Origin of the sequence: Streptomyces sp. NPDC051662 (genome assembly GCF_040681655.1) — a bacterium.
In the GTDB taxonomy this organism is placed as follows: Bacteria; Actinomycetota; Actinomycetes; order Streptomycetales; family Streptomycetaceae; genus Streptomyces.
On the sequence record NZ_JBFAZD010000026.1, the window covers coordinates 1 to 16,511 of the forward strand.

General features: G+C 69.9%; 12 protein-coding genes and 1 riboswitch. Of the genes, 2 read left to right on the forward strand and 10 right to left on the reverse strand.

Features of this window, described 5'->3' with window-relative positions; translation table 11 throughout:
• Positions 1-139: 139 nt before the first annotated feature.
• From AB0M67_RS32245 to AB0M67_RS32260, 4 genes are all read right to left on the reverse strand, one after another.
• Complete coding sequence (locus tag AB0M67_RS32245; protein ID WP_365751102.1) at positions 140-829, reverse strand: GntR family transcriptional regulator; 690 nt, start codon at positions 827-829, stop codon at positions 140-142.
• A gap of 201 nt (positions 830-1,030) precedes the next feature.
• Positions 1,031-1,795, reverse strand: a complete 765-nt coding sequence (locus tag AB0M67_RS32250; RefSeq protein ID WP_365751103.1) for a M23 family metallopeptidase — start codon at positions 1,793-1,795, stop codon at positions 1,031-1,033.
• 13 nt (positions 1,796-1,808) lie between these two features.
• A riboswitch (cyclic di-AMP (ydaO/yuaA leader) is annotated at positions 1,809-1,978 on the reverse strand.
• Positions 1,979-2,166: 188 nt separating this feature from the next.
• On the reverse strand, positions 2,167-3,555 hold the full coding sequence (locus AB0M67_RS32255) for a pitrilysin family protein (RefSeq protein ID WP_365751179.1): 1,389 nt from the start codon (positions 3,553-3,555) through the stop codon (positions 2,167-2,169).
• 17 nt (positions 3,556-3,572) lie between these two features.
• Positions 3,573-4,940 (reverse strand): pitrilysin family protein, encoded by a 1,368-nt coding sequence (locus AB0M67_RS32260; protein ID WP_365751180.1) that lies wholly within the window; start codon positions 4,938-4,940, stop codon positions 3,573-3,575.
• A 201-nt stretch (positions 4,941-5,141) separates the two neighbouring features.
• On the opposite strand from AB0M67_RS32260, the gene AB0M67_RS32265 reads away from it, so the two are divergent.
• Positions 5,142-7,592, forward strand: a complete 2,451-nt coding sequence (locus tag AB0M67_RS32265; RefSeq protein ID WP_365751104.1) for a DNA topoisomerase IV subunit A — start codon at positions 5,142-5,144, stop codon at positions 7,590-7,592.
• A gap of 12 nt (positions 7,593-7,604) precedes the next feature.
• On the opposite strand, the gene AB0M67_RS32270 is transcribed toward AB0M67_RS32265, so the two are convergent.
• Positions 7,605-8,786, reverse strand: coding sequence for a GTP-binding protein (locus tag AB0M67_RS32270; RefSeq protein ID WP_365751105.1), 1,182 nt, complete (start codon positions 8,784-8,786; stop codon positions 7,605-7,607).
• A 39-nt stretch (positions 8,787-8,825) separates the two neighbouring features.
• Positions 8,826-10,064: a citrate synthase gene (locus AB0M67_RS32275; RefSeq protein ID WP_365751106.1), complete on the reverse strand. Its 1,239-nt coding sequence runs from the start codon at positions 10,062-10,064 to the stop codon at positions 8,826-8,828.
• An 86-nt stretch (positions 10,065-10,150) separates the two neighbouring features.
• Between AB0M67_RS32275 and AB0M67_RS32280 the strand changes: the two genes are divergently transcribed.
• Positions 10,151-11,374 carry a citrate synthase gene (locus AB0M67_RS32280; RefSeq protein ID WP_365751107.1) on the forward strand — a complete coding sequence of 408 codons (1,224 nt, stop codon included), beginning with the start codon at positions 10,151-10,153 and terminating at the stop codon, positions 11,372-11,374.
• 111 nt (positions 11,375-11,485) lie between these two features.
• Here the strand turns inward: AB0M67_RS32280 and AB0M67_RS32285 are convergent, their stop codons facing one another.
• Genes AB0M67_RS32285 through AB0M67_RS32300 form a run of 4 tightly spaced genes read right to left on the reverse strand, consistent with a single transcriptional unit; the run spans position 11,486 to position 16,380 of the window.
• On the reverse strand, positions 11,486-13,090 hold the full coding sequence (locus tag AB0M67_RS32285; RefSeq protein WP_365751108.1) for a glycoside hydrolase family 13 protein: 1,605 nt from the start codon (positions 13,088-13,090) through the stop codon (positions 11,486-11,488).
• Between the two features lie 39 nt (positions 13,091-13,129).
• Positions 13,130-14,050, reverse strand: coding sequence for a carbohydrate ABC transporter permease (locus AB0M67_RS32290; protein ID WP_365751109.1), 921 nt, complete (start codon positions 14,048-14,050; stop codon positions 13,130-13,132).
• Positions 14,051-14,066: 16 nt separating this feature from the next.
• Entirely contained in the window at positions 14,067-15,023 is a 957-nt protein-coding gene (locus AB0M67_RS32295; RefSeq protein WP_365751110.1) for a sugar ABC transporter permease, read from the reverse strand.
• Between the two features lie 7 nt (positions 15,024-15,030).
• Positions 15,031-16,380, reverse strand: a complete 1,350-nt coding sequence (locus AB0M67_RS32300) for an extracellular solute-binding protein (RefSeq protein ID WP_365751111.1) — start codon at positions 16,378-16,380, stop codon at positions 15,031-15,033.
• Positions 16,381-16,511 lie beyond the last annotated feature (131 nt).

Here is a 16,511-nt window from a genome sequence, read left to right on the forward strand (position 1 = left end):
GGCCAGGGGCCCGCGATCTGTACGAGGCCGCGCGCGACGGCCCGCATACGGGGGTCGAGTACGGGATGCGGCTCCGTTTTCCGTGCGGGCACCGGAAAAGCACCCCGCCTTTTTCTCTTCTTTGTATACGGCGTGCATGTTAATTGCGGACGCCCGCGATGTTTACGGCATGTTGCGAAGCCCTCACCTTTTCCCGGCCGCGCTCCGGCCGCTTCAGCCGGTGAACCGACGCGGTCCGCTCCGCGTGCAGCGCCGTCAGCGCCCGCGCCCGCTCCGCGTCGCCGCGCGCCACGGCGTCCACGATCGCGCCGTGCTCCGCCCAGGACTCCACGGGGCTGGCGGGCCGGTCGACCACATACATCCAGGCGATCTTGTGCCGGAGCTGGGTGAGCGGGGCGGTCAGGGCCGGGCTGCCCGACGCCTGGGCGAGCGTCTCGTGGAACCACGCGCCGAGCGAGCGCAGATCCTCGCCCTGGCCTCTGCGGGCCCGCTCCTGCCCCAGTCTGACCAGGCCACGCAGGACCTTGAGATGGGCTTCCGTACGGCGCTGGGCGGCGCGCGCGGCGCCCAGCGGCTCCAGCAGCAGCCGCACCTCAAGCAGGTCCGCCGCCTCCAGCTCCGTGGGCTCGGCCACACAGGCGCCGACATGGCGGCGGGTGGTCACGAAGCCCTCGGCCTCCAGCGTGCGCAGGGCCTCGCGCACCGGGACGCGGGAGACGCCGTAGCGCCGTGCCAGCTGCTCCTCCGTGAGCCGGCCGCCACGTTCGAATACACCGGAGACGATGTCGTCGCGAATCGCCGTGCATACCGAGTGCGCGGGAACGCGCATATCCGAACCTCCGCCTTAATCCGCGCGACATGCAGCCGATTGACTCCTGTTCCGTGACTCTATTGCAGTCATCGCGAATTTCCGATGGGTGCCCGTAATCCATGGATATCTTTTGGCCAGCGGACCGTGGCAGGGCGCGGCGGGCACGGGCGGAACACCGAAGGCCCCGGCGTGCGCCGGGGCCTTCGGGTGGCGGAGTGGTCAGACGTTCACGCCGTGCGCGCGCAGATACGCGACGGGGTCGATGTCCGAGCCGTAGTCCGGGCCCGTCCTGGCCTCGAAGTGCAGGTGCGGCCCGGTGGCGTTGCCGGTCGCGCCCGAGACGCCGATCCGCTGCCCCGGGGTGACGCTCTGGCCGACGGCGACACCGATCGAGGAGAGGTGCCCGTACTGGGTGTACGTGCCGTCGCTCATCCGCAGGACGATGTTGTTGCCGTACGAGCCGCCCCAGCCCGCCTCGACCACGGTGCCCGCCCCCACGGCGACGACGGACGTGCCGGAGGCGGCGCGGAAGTCGACGCCCGAGTGGCTGCCGGAGGACCAGAGCGAACCGCCCGCCCGGTATCCGGTGGTGACATACGAGCCGGCGATGGGGAGCTGGAAGGCGTTGAGGCGCTCACGCTCCGCGGCCCGCGCCGCGCGCTCCTTCTCGGCACGGATCTCCTTGGCGCGGGCCTCGGCCTCGCGTGCCGCCTCCGCCTTCGCCTTGGCCTCGGCGGCGGCCCGGGCCTGCGCGTCGGCCTGGGCGTCGATGGTGCCGGCGAGGGAGTCGTTGATGACCAGGGCCTGGGTCAGACCGGTCTGCCGGGCGGCGGTCACATCGGTGTCGGCGGCGAACGCCGGGGAGGCCGCGAGAGTGCTGATGACGCCGGTGGCGGTGAGTGTCGCGGCGCCCGCGACATGCGCGCTCCTGCGGATCGTACGGCCGCGGGCACGATGCTTCCCGGTGGCACGGGTGAACGCCATGGAGTGGCTGGTCCTTTCCTTCCTTCTCGCCTACCGGGTTAGCTGACGGGTTCGGAGCAGGAAGGTCTCCTACGGACCCCTCCGCGCGATCGAGCCGCGAAGGCCGTCCGATTCACCCCAGGGACTTCATGGGTCCCCGGCTCCCCGGGCTCGCGCCTGACGGGGACTCGGCGATGACTGTCCGATGCCGCGGACGCGGCGTAACCGGCGAACAGCCGGACCGACGTTAAGCGGGTCGTCTTTCAATCACCAAACAGACAGGCCCCTTTGTAGCGCACACCACAGGACAGACAGCCACTCTCCCCATCAAACACGGACATAAAGGGAAACCCCGGCGGCCGATGCCGCCGGGGTTCCATGGAGAGGCCGGATCAGCCGGTGACGACCGTCACTTCACCGATCCCGAGAGCCGTGACCGGCTCCTTGATCTGGGCGGCGTCACCGACGAGGACGGTGACGAGCCGGTCCACCGGGAAGGCGTTGACGGCCGCGGCCGTCGCCTCGACCGTGCCGGTCTCGGCCAGCCGCGCGTACAGCTGCGCCTGGAAGTCGTCCGGGAGGAACTGCTCGACCTGGTCGGCCAGCGTGCCCGCCACGGAGGCCGCCGTCTCGTACTTCAGCGGGGCCACCCCCACCAGGTTCTGGACGGCCACATCGCGCTCGGCGTCGGTCAGCCCCTCGGCCGCGAGGGTGCGCAGCACCGTCCAGAGGTCGTCCAGCGCCGGGCCGGTGGACGCGGTGTCCACGGAGCCGCTGATGGCGAGCATCGCCGCGCCGGTCGCACCGCCCGGGGCGTCGGGTGCCGAGGAGCGCAGCACCTGGGCGAAGGCCCGGACACCGTAGGTGTAGCCCTTCTCCTCGCGCAGCACGCGGTCGAGCCGCGAGGTGAGCGTGCCGCCCAGGCAGTACGCGCCGAGGACCTGGGCGGGCCAGACCCGGTCGTGCCGGTCGGCACCGATGCGGCCGATCAGCAGCTGGGTCTGCACGGCGCCGGGGCGGTCCACGATCACCACGCGGCCCGTGTCGTCTGCGGTCACGGGCGGTACGGGACGGGGTGCGACGGTGTCGCCCGTCCAGCTGCCGAGGGTGTCGGCGAGGACCTCGTCCAGATCGACGCCGGTGAGATCACCGACGATCACGGCGGTGGCGGTGGCGGTGGCGGGGCGTACGTAGGCCTCGTAGAAGGCGCGCACGCCGGCGGAGTCGATGCGCTCCACCGTCTCCTCGGTGCCCTGGCGCGGCCGTGACATCCGCGAGGACGCCGGGAACAGCTCCTTGGCGAGCTGCTTGGCGGCACGGCGGGCCGGGTTGGCGGTCTCGTGCGGGATCTCGTCGAGGCGGTTGCGTACGAGCCGCTCGATCTCGCTGTCCGCGAAGGCGGGGGCGCGCAGCGCCTCGGCGAGCAGGCCGAGCGCCTTGGGCAGCCGGGAGACCGGGACCTCCAGGGAGAGCCGGACGCCCGGGTGGTCGGCGTGCGCGTCGAGTGTGGCGCCGCAGCGCTCCAGCTCGGCGGCGAACTCCTCGGCGCTGTGCTTGTCGGTGCCCTCGGAGAACGCCCGCGCCATGATCGTGGCGATGCCGTCGAGCCCCTCGGGCTCGGCGTCCAGCGGGGCGTCGAGATTGATCTCGACCGCCACCACCTGCTGCCCGGGACGGTCGCAGCGCAGCACCGTCAGGCCGTTGTCGAGAGCGCCGCGCCCGGGGGCGGGGAAGGCCCAGGGGCGAGCCTCGCCCGCTGTCGGGCGCGGGTGGAAGTCCATGGTCACGGCAGCGTCGGTCACTGGTCCGCCCCCTCGTGCTCGTCGGTCTCGTCTTCATCGGCGGAGGCGTCGTCGCCGTCGGCGGTGATCGGCTCGTAGACCAGCACCGCGCGGTTGTCGGGGCGCAGCCGCGCCGCGGCGACGGCTCGTACCTCTTCGGCGGTGACGTCCAGCACGCGAGTCACGGCGGTCAGCGCCAGCTGCGGGTCGCCGAAGAGCACGGCGAACCTGCACAGCTCGTCGGCGCGGCCGGCGACCGTACCGAGCCGGTCCAGCCACTCGCGCTCCAGCTGGGCCTGGGCCCGCTCCATCTCCTCCGCGGTGGGGCCCTCGGCGGCGAAGCGTGCCAGCTCCTCGTCGACCGCGGCCTCGATCTCCGGGACCTCGACACCGCCGGACGTCTTCACGTCCAGCCAGCCGAGGGAGGGCGCGCCCGCCAGGCGCAGCAGCCCGAAGCCCGCGGCGACCGCGGTCCGGTCGCGGCGCACCAGCCGGTTGTGGAGCCGGGAGGACTCGCCGCCACCGAGGACGGTCAGCGCCAGATCCGCGGCGTCGCACTCACGGGTGCCGTCGTGCGGCAGCCGGTAGGCGGCCATCAGCGCGCGCGCCGGGACCTCCTCGTGGACCTCCTCGCGCAGCTGCTCACCGATGGTGTCGGGGAGCGAGCCGTCGCGCGGCGGCTGCTTGCCGTCGTGGGACGGGATCGAGCCGAAGTACTTCTCGATCCAGGCGAGTGTCTGCTCGGGGTCGATGTCGCCGACGACCGAGAGCACCGCGTTGTTCGGCGCGTAGTTCGTACGGAAGAAGGCGCGGGCGTCCTCCAGGGTCGCCGCGTCCAGGTCGGCCATCGAGCCGATCGGGGTGTGGTGGTACGGATGGCCCTCGGGGTACGCGAGCGCGGTCAGCCGCTCGAAGGCCGTACCGTAGGGCACATTGTCGTACCGCTGACGGCGCTCGTTCTTGACGACGTCCCGCTGGTTCTCCATGGACTCGTCGTCGAGCGCGGCGAGCAGTGAGCCCATCCGGTCGGCTTCCAGCCAGAGCGCCAGCTCCAGCTGGTGGGTGGGCATCGTCTCGAAATAGTTGGTGCGCTCGAAGCTGGTGGTGCCGTTCAGGGAGCCGCCTGCCCCCTGCACCAGCTCGAAGTGGCCGTTCCCCTTCACCTGCGCCGAGCCCTGGAACATCAGGTGCTCGAAGAGGTGGGCGAGTCCCGTACGGCCCTTGACCTCGTGGCGTGAGCCGACGTCGTACCAGAGGCACACCGCGGCGACCGGGGTCAGGTGGTCCTCGGAGAGCACCACGCGCAGGCCGTTGGCCAGGCGGTGCTCGGTCGCTGTCAGGCCGCCGGAACCGGCCTGCGCTGTGGCCGTGTGACCCATGGGCATGTACGTCCCTTCGATCGCGATATGGAGAAGTCCTGCCACTGTATGCAAGCGTGCTCGCACCTGGCGAAGTTCCCGGTGCCGGGCACCCCCGACGCGTGCTCAACGACGGGTCGAGGTCGGGGTTGTCAGTGGCGCGGTCCACAATGGTCCGCGTCAGTCAGAGAAGTTGCCGTTCAGAACTGTGAAGGAGCCGCAGCCGCGATGGCCCGCCGCAGCACGAAGACCCCGCCGCCGGAGGACTTCGAGGAGAAGATCCTCGACATCGACGTGGTCGATGAAATGCAGGGCTCCTTCCTTGAGTACGCCTATTCGGTGATCTACTCCCGGGCCCTGCCGGACGCCCGCGACGGTATGAAGCCCGTGCACCGCCGCATCGTGTACCAGATGAACGAGATGGGCCTGCGCCCCGACCGCGGCTATGTGAAGTGCGCGCGCGTCGTGGGTGAGGTGATGGGCAAGCTCCATCCGCACGGAGACGCGTCGATCTATGACGCCATGGTCCGCATGGCACAGCCGTTCTCCATGCGGCTGCCGCTGGTGGACGGCCATGGCAACTTCGGTTCGCTCGGCAACGACGACCCGCCGGCCGCCATGCGTTACACCGAGTGCCGGATGGCCGACGCCACGTCACTGATGACGGAGTCGATCGACGAGGACACCGTCGATTTCGAGTCAAATTACGACGGCCAGGAGCGGGAACCGGTCACGCTTCCGGCCGCGTATCCGAACCTGCTGGTCAATGGCGCCTCGGGGATCGCGGTCGGGATGGCGACGAACATGCCGCCGCACAATCTCGGCGAGGTCGTGGCGGCCGCACGCCATCTGATCAAGCACCCGGGCGCCGACCTGGACACGCTGATGCGTTTCGTGCCGGGCCCCGATCTGCCCACCGGTGGCCGGATCGTCGGGCTGACCGGCATCAAGGACGCCTACGAGAAGGGCCGGGGCACCTTCAAGATCCGGTCCACCGCCACGGTCGAGGATGTCTCCGCGCGCCGCAAGGGCCTGGTCATCACGGAACTGCCGTTCACGGTCGGTCCCGAGAAGGTGATCGCGAAGATCAAGGATCTGGTCTCGGCCAAGAAGCTCCAGGGCATCGCGGATGTCAAGGACCTCACGGACCGGGCACACGGACTGCGCCTGGTCATCGAGGTCAAGAACGGTTTCGTGCCCGAGGCGGTGCTTGAGCAGCTCTACAAGCTCACGCCGATGGAGGAGACCTTCGGGATCAACAATGTGGCGCTGGTCGACGGCCAGCCGCTGACGCTGGGCCTGAAGGAGCTGCTTGAGGTCTATCTCGACCACCGCTTCACGGTGGTGCGGCGGCGCAGCGAGTTCCGGCGGACGAAGCGGCGTGACCGGCTTCACCTGGTCGAGGGGCTGCTCGTCGCGCTCATCGACATCGATGAGGTCATCCGGATCATCCGGTCGAGCGACAATTCCGCGCAGGCCAAGGAGCGGCTGATCGAGCGCTTCTCGCTCAGCGACATCCAGACGCAGTACATCCTGGACACGCCGCTGCGCCGGCTCACCCGGTTCGACCGGATCGAGTTGGAGAGCGAGCGCGACCGGCTCAACGGCGAGATCGACGAGCTGACCGGAATCCTGGAGTCGGACGCCGAGCTGCGCAAGCTGGTCTCGTCCGAACTGGCCGCGGTGTCCAAGAAGTTCGGCACCCCGCGGCGCACGGTGCTGCTGGAGTCCGCGAGTTCGTCCGTCGCGTCGGTGCCGCTGGAGGTGGCTGACGACCCGTGCCGGGTGCTGCTCTCGTCCACCGGTCTGCTGGCTCGTACGGTCAATGGCGAGCCGCTGGAGGGCGGTGACGGCAAGCGCGTCAAGCACGATGTGATCGTCTCGGCCGTGCCGGCGACGGCGCGCGGTGACATCGGCGCGGTGACCTCCACCGGACGGCTGCTGCGGATCGCGGTGATCGACCTGCCCCAGCTGCCGGACACGGCCTCGGCGCCGAGTCTGTCCGGCGGGGCGCCTGTCTCGGAGTTCCTCGCGCTGGAGGGTGACGAGGAGCTGGTCTGTCTGACCACGCTGGACGAGTCGTCCCCGGGACTCGCGCTGGGGACGCTCCAGGGTGTGGTCAAGCGGGTGGTGCCCGACTATCCGTCCAACAAGGACGAGTTGGAGGTCATCACCCTCAAGGAGGGCGACCGGATCATCGGCGGCGCGGAGCTGCGGACCGGCGAGGAGGATCTGGTGTTCATCACCTCCGACGCCCAACTGCTGCGCTATCCGGCCTCGCAGGTACGGCCGCAGGGCCGGCCCGCGGGCGGTATGGCGGGCGTCAAGCTCGCCGAGGGCGCCTCGGTGATCTCCTTCACCGCGGTGGATCCGGCGGTGGACGGCATGGTCTTCACGGTCACCGGCTCGCACGGCACGCTGGACGATTCGGCGCGTACGGCCAAGCTCACCCCGTTCGACCAGTACCCGCGCAAGGGGCGGGCCACGGGCGGTGTGCGCTGTCACCGGTTCCTGAAGGGGGAGGACATGCTGGTCCTGGCCTGGGCGGGAGCGAGTCCGGCACGGGCGGCCACGAAGACCGGGACCCCGGTGGAGTTGCCGGAGCCCGATCCGCGCCGGGACGGTTCGGGTACGCCGTTCACGAAGGCGGTCGAGACACTGGCCGGCCCCGCGCACTGACGGACGGCCCGTTCACGGCATGTCCGGCTCCGGGTCCGGGTCCAGGCTTTCGGACTCGGACTCGGTCAGGTCGGGATCGGGCTCGGTCAGGTCGGGTACGGGATCGGGCTCGGTCAGGTCGGGTACGTAACGCAGGACGCCCCACATGCCGCTCCGGTCGACGGCGGGGGCGTCCCGCGGTTCCGTCTCCTGGCAGGCGTCCAGCTCCTTGAGCAGGGCCTCCCGGTCGATTCCCGAGCCGATCAGCACCAGTTGGGTGAGGCGTTCCTCGCCGCGGCCCCAGGGCGCCGGGTGGAAGCGCAGCGACCGGCCGACCGCGTGCAGGGCGTAGCGGTTGGCCGGGTCGGCCGGCCCGAAGTCGACGAATCCCTTGATCCGGTAGAGCCCAGGCGGCCGGGAGTCGAGGAAGGCCATGAGCCGCCGCGGGTTCATCGGTGCCCCGGCGGTGAAGGACACGCTGTCGTAGGCCGCGTGGAGATGCCCGTGGTGGGACGCGTGATCGTCGTGGGACGTGGGATCGTCATGGGCACCGTGCGTGTCCTCGTACAGGTCCTCGAAGGAGAGCTGGCGCGCCTTCTCGTCCTCGTCGGGACGGACCGCCGGGTCGAAGAGCAGTTCCGGATCGATCCGCCCGTACGAGGCGGAGACCACCGGCGTCCCCGGACCCAGTCCCTCCAAGGTGGCGAGGACGCGCCGGTGTTCCGCCTCCGCCACCCGGTCGGTCTTGTTGAGCACCACGAGATCGGCGATCGAGATATGCCGGTCGATCTCGGGGTGGCGCGCCCGGGTGGCGTCGAACTCGGCGGCGTCGACGACCTGGACCAGTCCCCCGTACACGGCGTGCGGATGGTCGCCGGTGAGGATCATCCGGACGAGTTCCTGCGGTTCCGCCAGTCCGCTGGCCTCGATGACGACGATGTCGATCCGGGCGGACGGCCGGGTCAGCCGCTCCAGATAGCCGTCGAGTTCGCTCGCGTCCACGGCGCAGCACAGACAGCCGTTGCCGAGCGAGACCGTCGAGCCGACCTGTCCCGCGACCGTCATGGTGTCGATCTCGATGGCGCCGAAGTCATTGACGACCACCGCGATCCTGTTGCCCGCGCGGCGGCGCAGCAGATGGTTGAGCAAGGTCGTCTTGCCCGATCCCAGAAAGCCGGTGAGGATGACCACCGGGATCTGCTGCTTCCTGCTCACGCGCGCCTCCGTGCCGTGCCGGGTCCGGTTCCGTCCCGCTCAGCCGGCCGGCACCGGCTGGGGCGGGGGCGGTCCCACATAGCGGGCCGCCGGGCGGATGATCTTGGAGTCCGCCGCCTGCTCCAGGATATTGGCGCTCCAGCCGACCACCCGAGCGGCGGCGAAGGTCGGTGTGAACATCGCACGCGGCAGCCCGCACAGCTCCATGACCACGCCCGCGTAGAACTCCACATTGGTGTGCAGCTCGCGGCCCGGCTTCAGTTCGGCGAGGATCGCCTCGACCCGTGACTCGACCTGGACGGCGAAGTCGGCCAGCGGGCCGCCGAAGCTCTCGGCGATCTCGCGCAGCATCCGGGAGCGGGGGTCCTCGGTGCGGTAGACGGGGTGTCCGAAGCCCATGATCCGGTCCCCCGCGCCGACGCGTTCCCTGATCCAGGGGTCGATACGGTCCACGGTCCCGATGGCGTCGAGGGTGTCGAGTGCCCGGCTCGGCGCGCCGCCGTGCAGCGGTCCCGAGAGCGCCCCTACGGCGCCCACCAGAGCGGCGGCCAGATCGGCCCCGGTGGAGGCGATGACCCGGGCGGTGAAGGTGGAGGCGTTGAAACCGTGGTCGATGGTGGAGATCAGATAGCGCTCGATCGCCCGCGCCCGCTCGGGGTCCGGTTCCGAACCGGTGAGCATGTAGAGGTAGTTCGCGGCGTGGGGCAGATCGTCACGCGGTTCGACCGGTGCCAGGCCCTGGCCGAGCCGGTACAGGGCCGTCAGCATCGTCGGTACGGCGGCGCAGGCCGCGAGGGCGTCCGTACGGCGTGCGTCGGCGTCGATGTCGTACAGCGGGCGCAGCCCGGCGCGGGCACCGAAGAGCGAGAGGGCGGTGCGCAGCCCGGCGAGCGGTCCTGACCGGGCGGAGGCCCCGGCGATGACGGGCAGTGCTGCCCCGACGTCCTCGGGCAGCCGGCGCAGGCGGGCGGTCAGCTCGGTGAACTCCGCCCGCCGGGCGGCGTCCGGCAGTGCGCCGTGGAACATCAGGTACCAGACGTCCTCGAAGCTCCGCTCCCTGGCCAGTTCGACGGCGGAGTACTGGCGGTAGTGGTAGAAGCCCTCGGCTCCTCTGACATCCCCGAGCGCGGTGTCGGTAACCACGACGCCGGCGAGTCCGCGCGGTACGGCGGCAGGGGCCGGAGCGCGGGCCGGGGTGACGGCAGGTGTGGTGGCGGGGGTGGCGGGGGTGGCGGTCCCCGTGGTCCCGGTGGTCCCGGTGGTCCCGGTGGTCGGCATGGTTCCTCCTTGGGCTTGATTCGACTGTCCATGCTTTACTCAATCACTGTCAATATTGATTGAATCAATACGTGTACGGTGAGGCCATGGACGACCAGGAACAGCGGCTGACCACCCGGGAGGCGGCCGAGCGGCTCGGGGTGAAGCCGGAGACGGTCTACGCGTATGTCAGCCGGGGCCAGCTCTCCAGCCGCCGCGACCCGGCGGGACGCGGCAGCACCTTCGACGCCGGAGAGGTCGACGCGCTCGTCCGCAGGGGCAGGCGCGAGCCCTCGGCGGGCAGCGACGCCTTTCAGATCAGGACCGGCATCACCCTCATCGACACGGACCGCTACTACTTCCGGGGGGTGGACGCGACGGAGCTCGCGCGACGCTTCCACTACGAGGAGATCGCCGACTGGCTCTGGGCGGACACGATGCGGACGGGAGTACGGTTCACGGCCCCCGCCGAGGCCCTCGCCGCCGCCCGGCACGCGGTCGGGGCCCTGCCCGCGCACAGCGGCCCGACGGACCGGCTGCGGGTGGCGGCCATCGCGGCTTCGGTCGCCGATCCGCTGCGCTTCGACCTCTCGCGGGACGCCGTACTGGCCACCGCCCGTACGCTCATCCCCACACTCGTGGACGCGCTGCCCGCGGTCGGCCCGCCCCGGGACGGTGACGGCCTGCTGGCGCGCCGGCTGTGGTCGCGGCTGACCGCGCGCGAGCCGGGTGAACCGGGCGTACGCGCCCTGGACATGGCGCTTTCCCTGCTCATCGATCATGATCTGGCGGCTTCCACGCTCGCCGTCCGGGTCGCCGCGTCCGCCCGCGCGCACCCCTATGCCGCGGTGTCGGCGGGTCTCGGCGCGCTGGAGGGACCGCTGCACGGAGCGGCGAGCGGCCTCGCCCACCGGATGCTGACCGACGTGCTGGAGCGGGGCAGCGCGGCGGCCGTGGTGGCGGACCATCTCCGGGCCGGCCGCCGGGTGCCGGGGCTCGGTCACCGCCTCTATCCGGGCCGGGACCCGCGCGCCGAGGCGCTGTTCACCGTACTGGCCGAGCTGCCGGGCGCGGGTCCCGTGCTGGCGGCGGCGCGCGAGGTGGAGTCCACCACCGCCCGTCATGTCACTCTGCACGCCAATGTCGATCTGGCGCTGGCGGCGCTGTCGGTGACCGCCGGGATGCCGGCCGAGGCGGGCGAGACGGTCTTCGCGGTGGCCCGTACGGCGGGGTGGATCGCGCACGCCATCGAGGAGTACGGCGAACGGCCGCTGCGGATGCGGCCGAGCGGCCGGTACGACGGCCCCCGTCCGCCCAGGGATCTGCCCTGAGCGGGACGGATCCGAGCTGAGCGGACGGGGGCTGTACGGCACGGCTGTCGCGGTCGCCCGGACGGGTAGGTCCGCGGTCCCGTCGCGGACAGGGCCTACCCGTCCAGTGGCTCAGCTCCGCAGCCAGGCCGCCGTGTCCCGCGGGAGGCGCCCGCCGTCCAACGGGCCGCTGGTGAGCAGGACACGTGTGTGGGCGGGGAGTTCCGCCGGTTCCTCCGCGAGGTTGACGACACAGACCAGACCGTCGGTTCGGGTGAAGGACAGCACCCCGGCGGCGGCCTCCAGCCAGCTCATCGGCCCGTCCCCGAAGCCCGGTTCCGTACGGCGCAGCCGCAGGGCCTCACGGTAGAGGGTGAGCATCGACGCCGGATCGGCCCCCTGGAGATCCGCGGCGTACGAGCCCCAGGACTCCGGCTGCGGCAGCCATGGTTCGGTCTCCGAGCCGAACCCCGCGTAGGGCGCGTCCGCCGTCCAGGGCAGCGGCACCCGGCAGCCGTCACGCCCCGGGTCCGTGCCGCCGGAGCGGAAGTGCATCGGATCCTGGATCCGGTCGCGCGGGATCTCCACCTCGGGCAGCCCCAGTTCCTCGCCCTGGTAGAGATAGACGGCGCCGGGGAGCGCCAGTGACAGCAGCGCGGCGGCGCGCGCCCGGCGCGTGCCGAGCTCGGTGTCCGTCGGGGTGCCGAACGCCTTGGCCGCGAAGTCGAAGCCGCTGGCCTCCCGCCCGTACCGGGTGACCGTGCGGGTCACATCGTGGTTGCAGAGCACCCAGGTGGCCGGGGCGCCGACGGGCGCGTGCTCCGCGACCGTCTCGTCGATCGCGGTCCGCAGCAGATCCGCGTCCCAGGGGCAGGCCAGGAAGTTGAAGTTGAACGCCGTGTGCAGTTCGTCCGGGCGTAGATAGCGCACGAACCGCTCGGTGTCGGGCAGCCAGACCTCGCCGACGAAGATGGCGTCGTACTCATCGGCGATGGCGCGCCAGGAGCGGTAGATGTCATGCAGTTCGTCGAGGTCGACATAGGGATGCGGGTCGCGGCCCGCGGTGAAGTCCGGCAGCGCCGGGTCCTTGGCGAGCAGCGCGGCCGAGTCGATCCGTACGCCGGCGACGCCCCGTTCGAACCAGAAGCGCAGCACGTCCTCGTGCTCCCGGCGCACCGCGGGATGGGCCCAGTTGAGGTCGGGCTGCTCGGAGGCGAAGAGATGCAGATACCACTCGCCGTCGTCCAGCCGGGTCCAGGGAGTGCCGCCGAACTCGGAGATCCAGTCGTTCGGCGGGATCTCACCGTTCTCGCCGCGCCCGGGTCTGAAGTGGAACAGTTCGCGCTCGGGGCTGCCGGAGCCGGCGGCCAGCGCGGCCTTGAACCAGGCGTGCTGGTCGGAGACATGGTTGGGTACGACGTCGATGATCGTACGGATACCCAGTTCACGCGCCTCGGCGATGAGTTTCTCGGCCTCGGCGAGGGTGCCGAAGGCGGGGTCGATGGACCGGTAGTCCGCCACGTCGTAGCCGCCGTCGGCGAGGGGCGAGAGATACCAGGGGGTGAACCAGATGGCGTCCACCCCCAGTCGCACGAGATACGGCAGCCTCGCCCGTACGCCCGCGAGATCTCCGGTGCCGTCTCCGTCACCGTCGGCGAAGCTGCGTACGTAGATCTGGTAAATGGCGGCGTCACGCCACCAATTCGTGTCGGCGGGCACCAGAGGGCTGCCTTCCATACGACTTCCTTTCACGATGTTGGCCCTGGGGGGTCCTGGTCAGCCCTTGGTGCTGCCGGCGCTGATGCCGGCGATGATGTGGCGCTGGAACACCAGGAACATCAGGACCATCGGGATACTGGCGATCACCATGGCGGCGATGAGTACCGACAGCGGGATGTTCTGCGACAGCTGGACCAGCGCGACGCTGATGGGTTGTTTGTCGGTGTCCGAGAAGACCATCAGCGGCCAGAGGAAGTCCTGCCACACGGCGACGAGCGCGAAGATGGAGACCACGCCGAGCACCGGCCGTGACATGGGCAGCAGGATCGACCAGAGGGTACGGAACTTTCCCGCGCCGTCGATCTCCGCCGCCTCCAGCACATCGCGCGGGATCTGGTCGAAGAAACGCTTCAGCAGATAGAGGTTGAACGCGTTGGCCACGGCCGGCAGCCAGATCCCCAGCGGGTCGTTGAGCAGGCTGGTGTGGATCAGCGGCAGATCGGCGATGGTCAGGTACTTCGGTACGAGCAGCGCCTGGGCGGGGACCATCAGGGTGGCGAGGATGCCGCCCAGGATCACCTTCCCGAACGCCGGCCTCAGTTTGGACAGGGCGTAGGCCGCCGCCGTACAGAAGACGATCTGGAGGATCCAGGCTCCGGTGGCCTGGACCACGGTGTTCCACAGATGCGTGGGGAGCTGCATCAGGTCCCAGGCATCGGTGTACGCGCTGAGATGCCAGCTGTCGGGGATCAGCGTCGGCGGCGTCCGCACCAGTTCGTCCGGCGACTTCATGGCCCCGGAGGCCATCCAGTACACCGGGAACAGGAAGGCCAGGACGAACGCGAGGACGACCCCGCAGAAGACGATCCAGTACAGCGTCCTGCCCCGGGTGCTCGCGAGCGCGAGCGGGGAGACGAGGGTGCGTACGGCCGGGGTGCGTACAGCGGGGGTACGTACGGCCGAGGTACGTCGGGTCATGCGCCGCGCTCCTCTCTCAGTCGTCGGTGCGGGTGAGCCGCAGATAGAGGGCGGAGAAGAGGCTGAGCACGATCAACAGCATCACGCTCAGGGCGCAGGCCCCGCCGAAGTCGTTGTAGAGGAACGCGTACTTGTAGATGAGATAGAGGATCGTGACGGTGGAGTTCTCCGGCCCGCCGCCGGTGATCACAAAGGGCTCCGTGAACACCTGCATCGTGGCGATGATCTGGAGCAGCATCAGCATCAGGATGATGAAGCGGGTCTGCGGAACGGTCACATGGCGCACGCGCTGCCAGATGCTGGCGCCGTCCAGCTCCGCGGCCTCGTACAGCTCCCCCGGGATGCCCTGGAGCGCGGCGAGATAGATCAGGACCGTGCCGCCCATGTTCGCCCAGGTCGCGACGATGACGAGGGAGAGGAGCGCGGTGTCCGCGCCGTTGGTCCAGTTCGAGGTGGGCAGATGGAGGAAGCGCAGCGCCTCGTTGGCGAGACCGGCGCCCGGATCGTAGAACCACTTCCACAGCAGGGCGCTGACCACCGGCGGGATCATCACCGGGAGGTAGACGACCACGCGGAAGAACGCCTTCGCGTGGCGCAGTTCATTGAGGACGAGCGCCATCACGAACGGGACCGCGAAGCCGATCAGCAGGGCGATCAGGGTGAAGGTGAGCGTGTTGCGCCAGGCCGCCCCGAACTCGGGGTCGTCGAAGACATGGGTGAAGTTGGCGGTCCCGACCCACTCCGGAGCCGATCCGGGGGTGTACTTCTGGAAGGCGATGATCACCGCGCGGATCGCCGGGTACCAGGAGAACAGCGCGAAGCAGATGAGGCCGCCGATCAGGAACCCGTAGGCGCGCGCCTGATGGGACAGCTTGCGGCGGAGTGGGCCCGCGGCGGCGCGGCCCGCCGGGCGCGGCCCCGGGGTGGCGGGCGGCGCGGCGGCGGACCGGTGGGGGGCCTGGGCAGTCTTCATCGACGCGTCAGCCTCGTGCCAGGATTCCGTCGATCTTGGACTGGGCGTCCTTCAGGAGACCGTCGATGTCGGCGTCCTCCTTGGTGAGGACCGCGGAGACCGCCCCGTCGAGGACCGAGTAGATCTGCTGGGCCTTCGGGGGCTCCAGCTTCGCGGTGAGCTGCTGGCTGCCGTCCAGGAACGCCTGGTAGTTCTCGACCGGGACGTTGGCGTACTGCTTCTTCAGCTCCTGGTCCTTGGCGTCCGTGGCGCCGGTCCACAACCGGGGCTCGGGCAGACCGACCGGGGCCTTCAGATCGGCGGCGCGCTTCCAGTTGTTACGCCCGGTGCCCGGACCGTTCGGCTCGAACTCCAGCCACTTCAGACCGGCCCTGATCTGCTCGGGGGAGGCCTTCTTGTTGAACATGTAGCCGTCGCCGCCGATGAGCGTGCCCTTGCCGCCGGGCATGGGGGCGAGCGCGAGGTCCTCGTACTTGCCGCCCTTCTCCTTGACCAGGATCGGCACGTTGTCCGGCGCGGAGATGTACATACCGAGCTTGCCGGAGCCCATCATCTGCTGGACGTCGTTGAGGATCAGGAGCTGCTTGGTCCCCATGGAGTTGTCGGTCCAGCGCATGTCCTTGAGGTTCTGCAGGACGGCCTTGCCCTCGGGGGTGTCGACGGCCCCCTTCTTGCCGTCCGGGGTGACGACATCGCCGCCCTGCGAGTAGATCTCGGCGGTGAAGTGCCAGCCGCCCTGGTTCTGCGCGCTGTAATCGGCGTATCCCACATAGCCCTTGCCGAGCCCCGCGATCTTCTTGGCGGCGGCCCGCACCTCTTCCCAGGTGGCCGGCGGCTTGTCGGGGTCGAGACCGGCCTGCTGGAAGAGCTTCTTGTTGTAGAGGAGGCCCATCGAGTAGTTCGACCGCGGAACGCCGTAGACCTTGCCGTCGACGGTGTAGACGTCACGCAGCGACTGCTGCATGTCGCTGTAGCCCTTCATCTCCTTCACGTACGAGGTGATGTCCGCCGCCTGGTTGATGTCGACGACGTGCTTGGCGTCCGTGAAGTACGTGTAGAAGACGTCCTCCATCTGACCGCCGGCGAGCTTCGCGTCGAAGGTCTTCGGGTCCTGGCAGGGGAAGGCGTCGCGGCCGACGACGTCGATGTCCGGGTTCGCCTTCTCGAACGTCTTGATGTCGTCCTCGAAGCTCTGCCGGTCGGTCTTGGCGCTCTTCGGCGGCATGCAGTTCACAGTGATACGCGTTTTGCCCCCGGCGGTGTCCTCGCTGCCCGAGCCGCACGCGGCCAGACCAGTGAGGGCGAGCGCGGAGGCTATGGCTGCGGTACAGGTGCGGCGGAACCCGGAACTTCTCATCGGTGGGACCCCTCTTGGGCAGGAGCGTGGGAAACCCACAGCTGCTCGCTGTGTGGCGGCGCTCACTCAACCACCAACTACGGATGTCCGCAATATGTCGCCCCGATTTCGCAAATACTTGACAGTTGGTG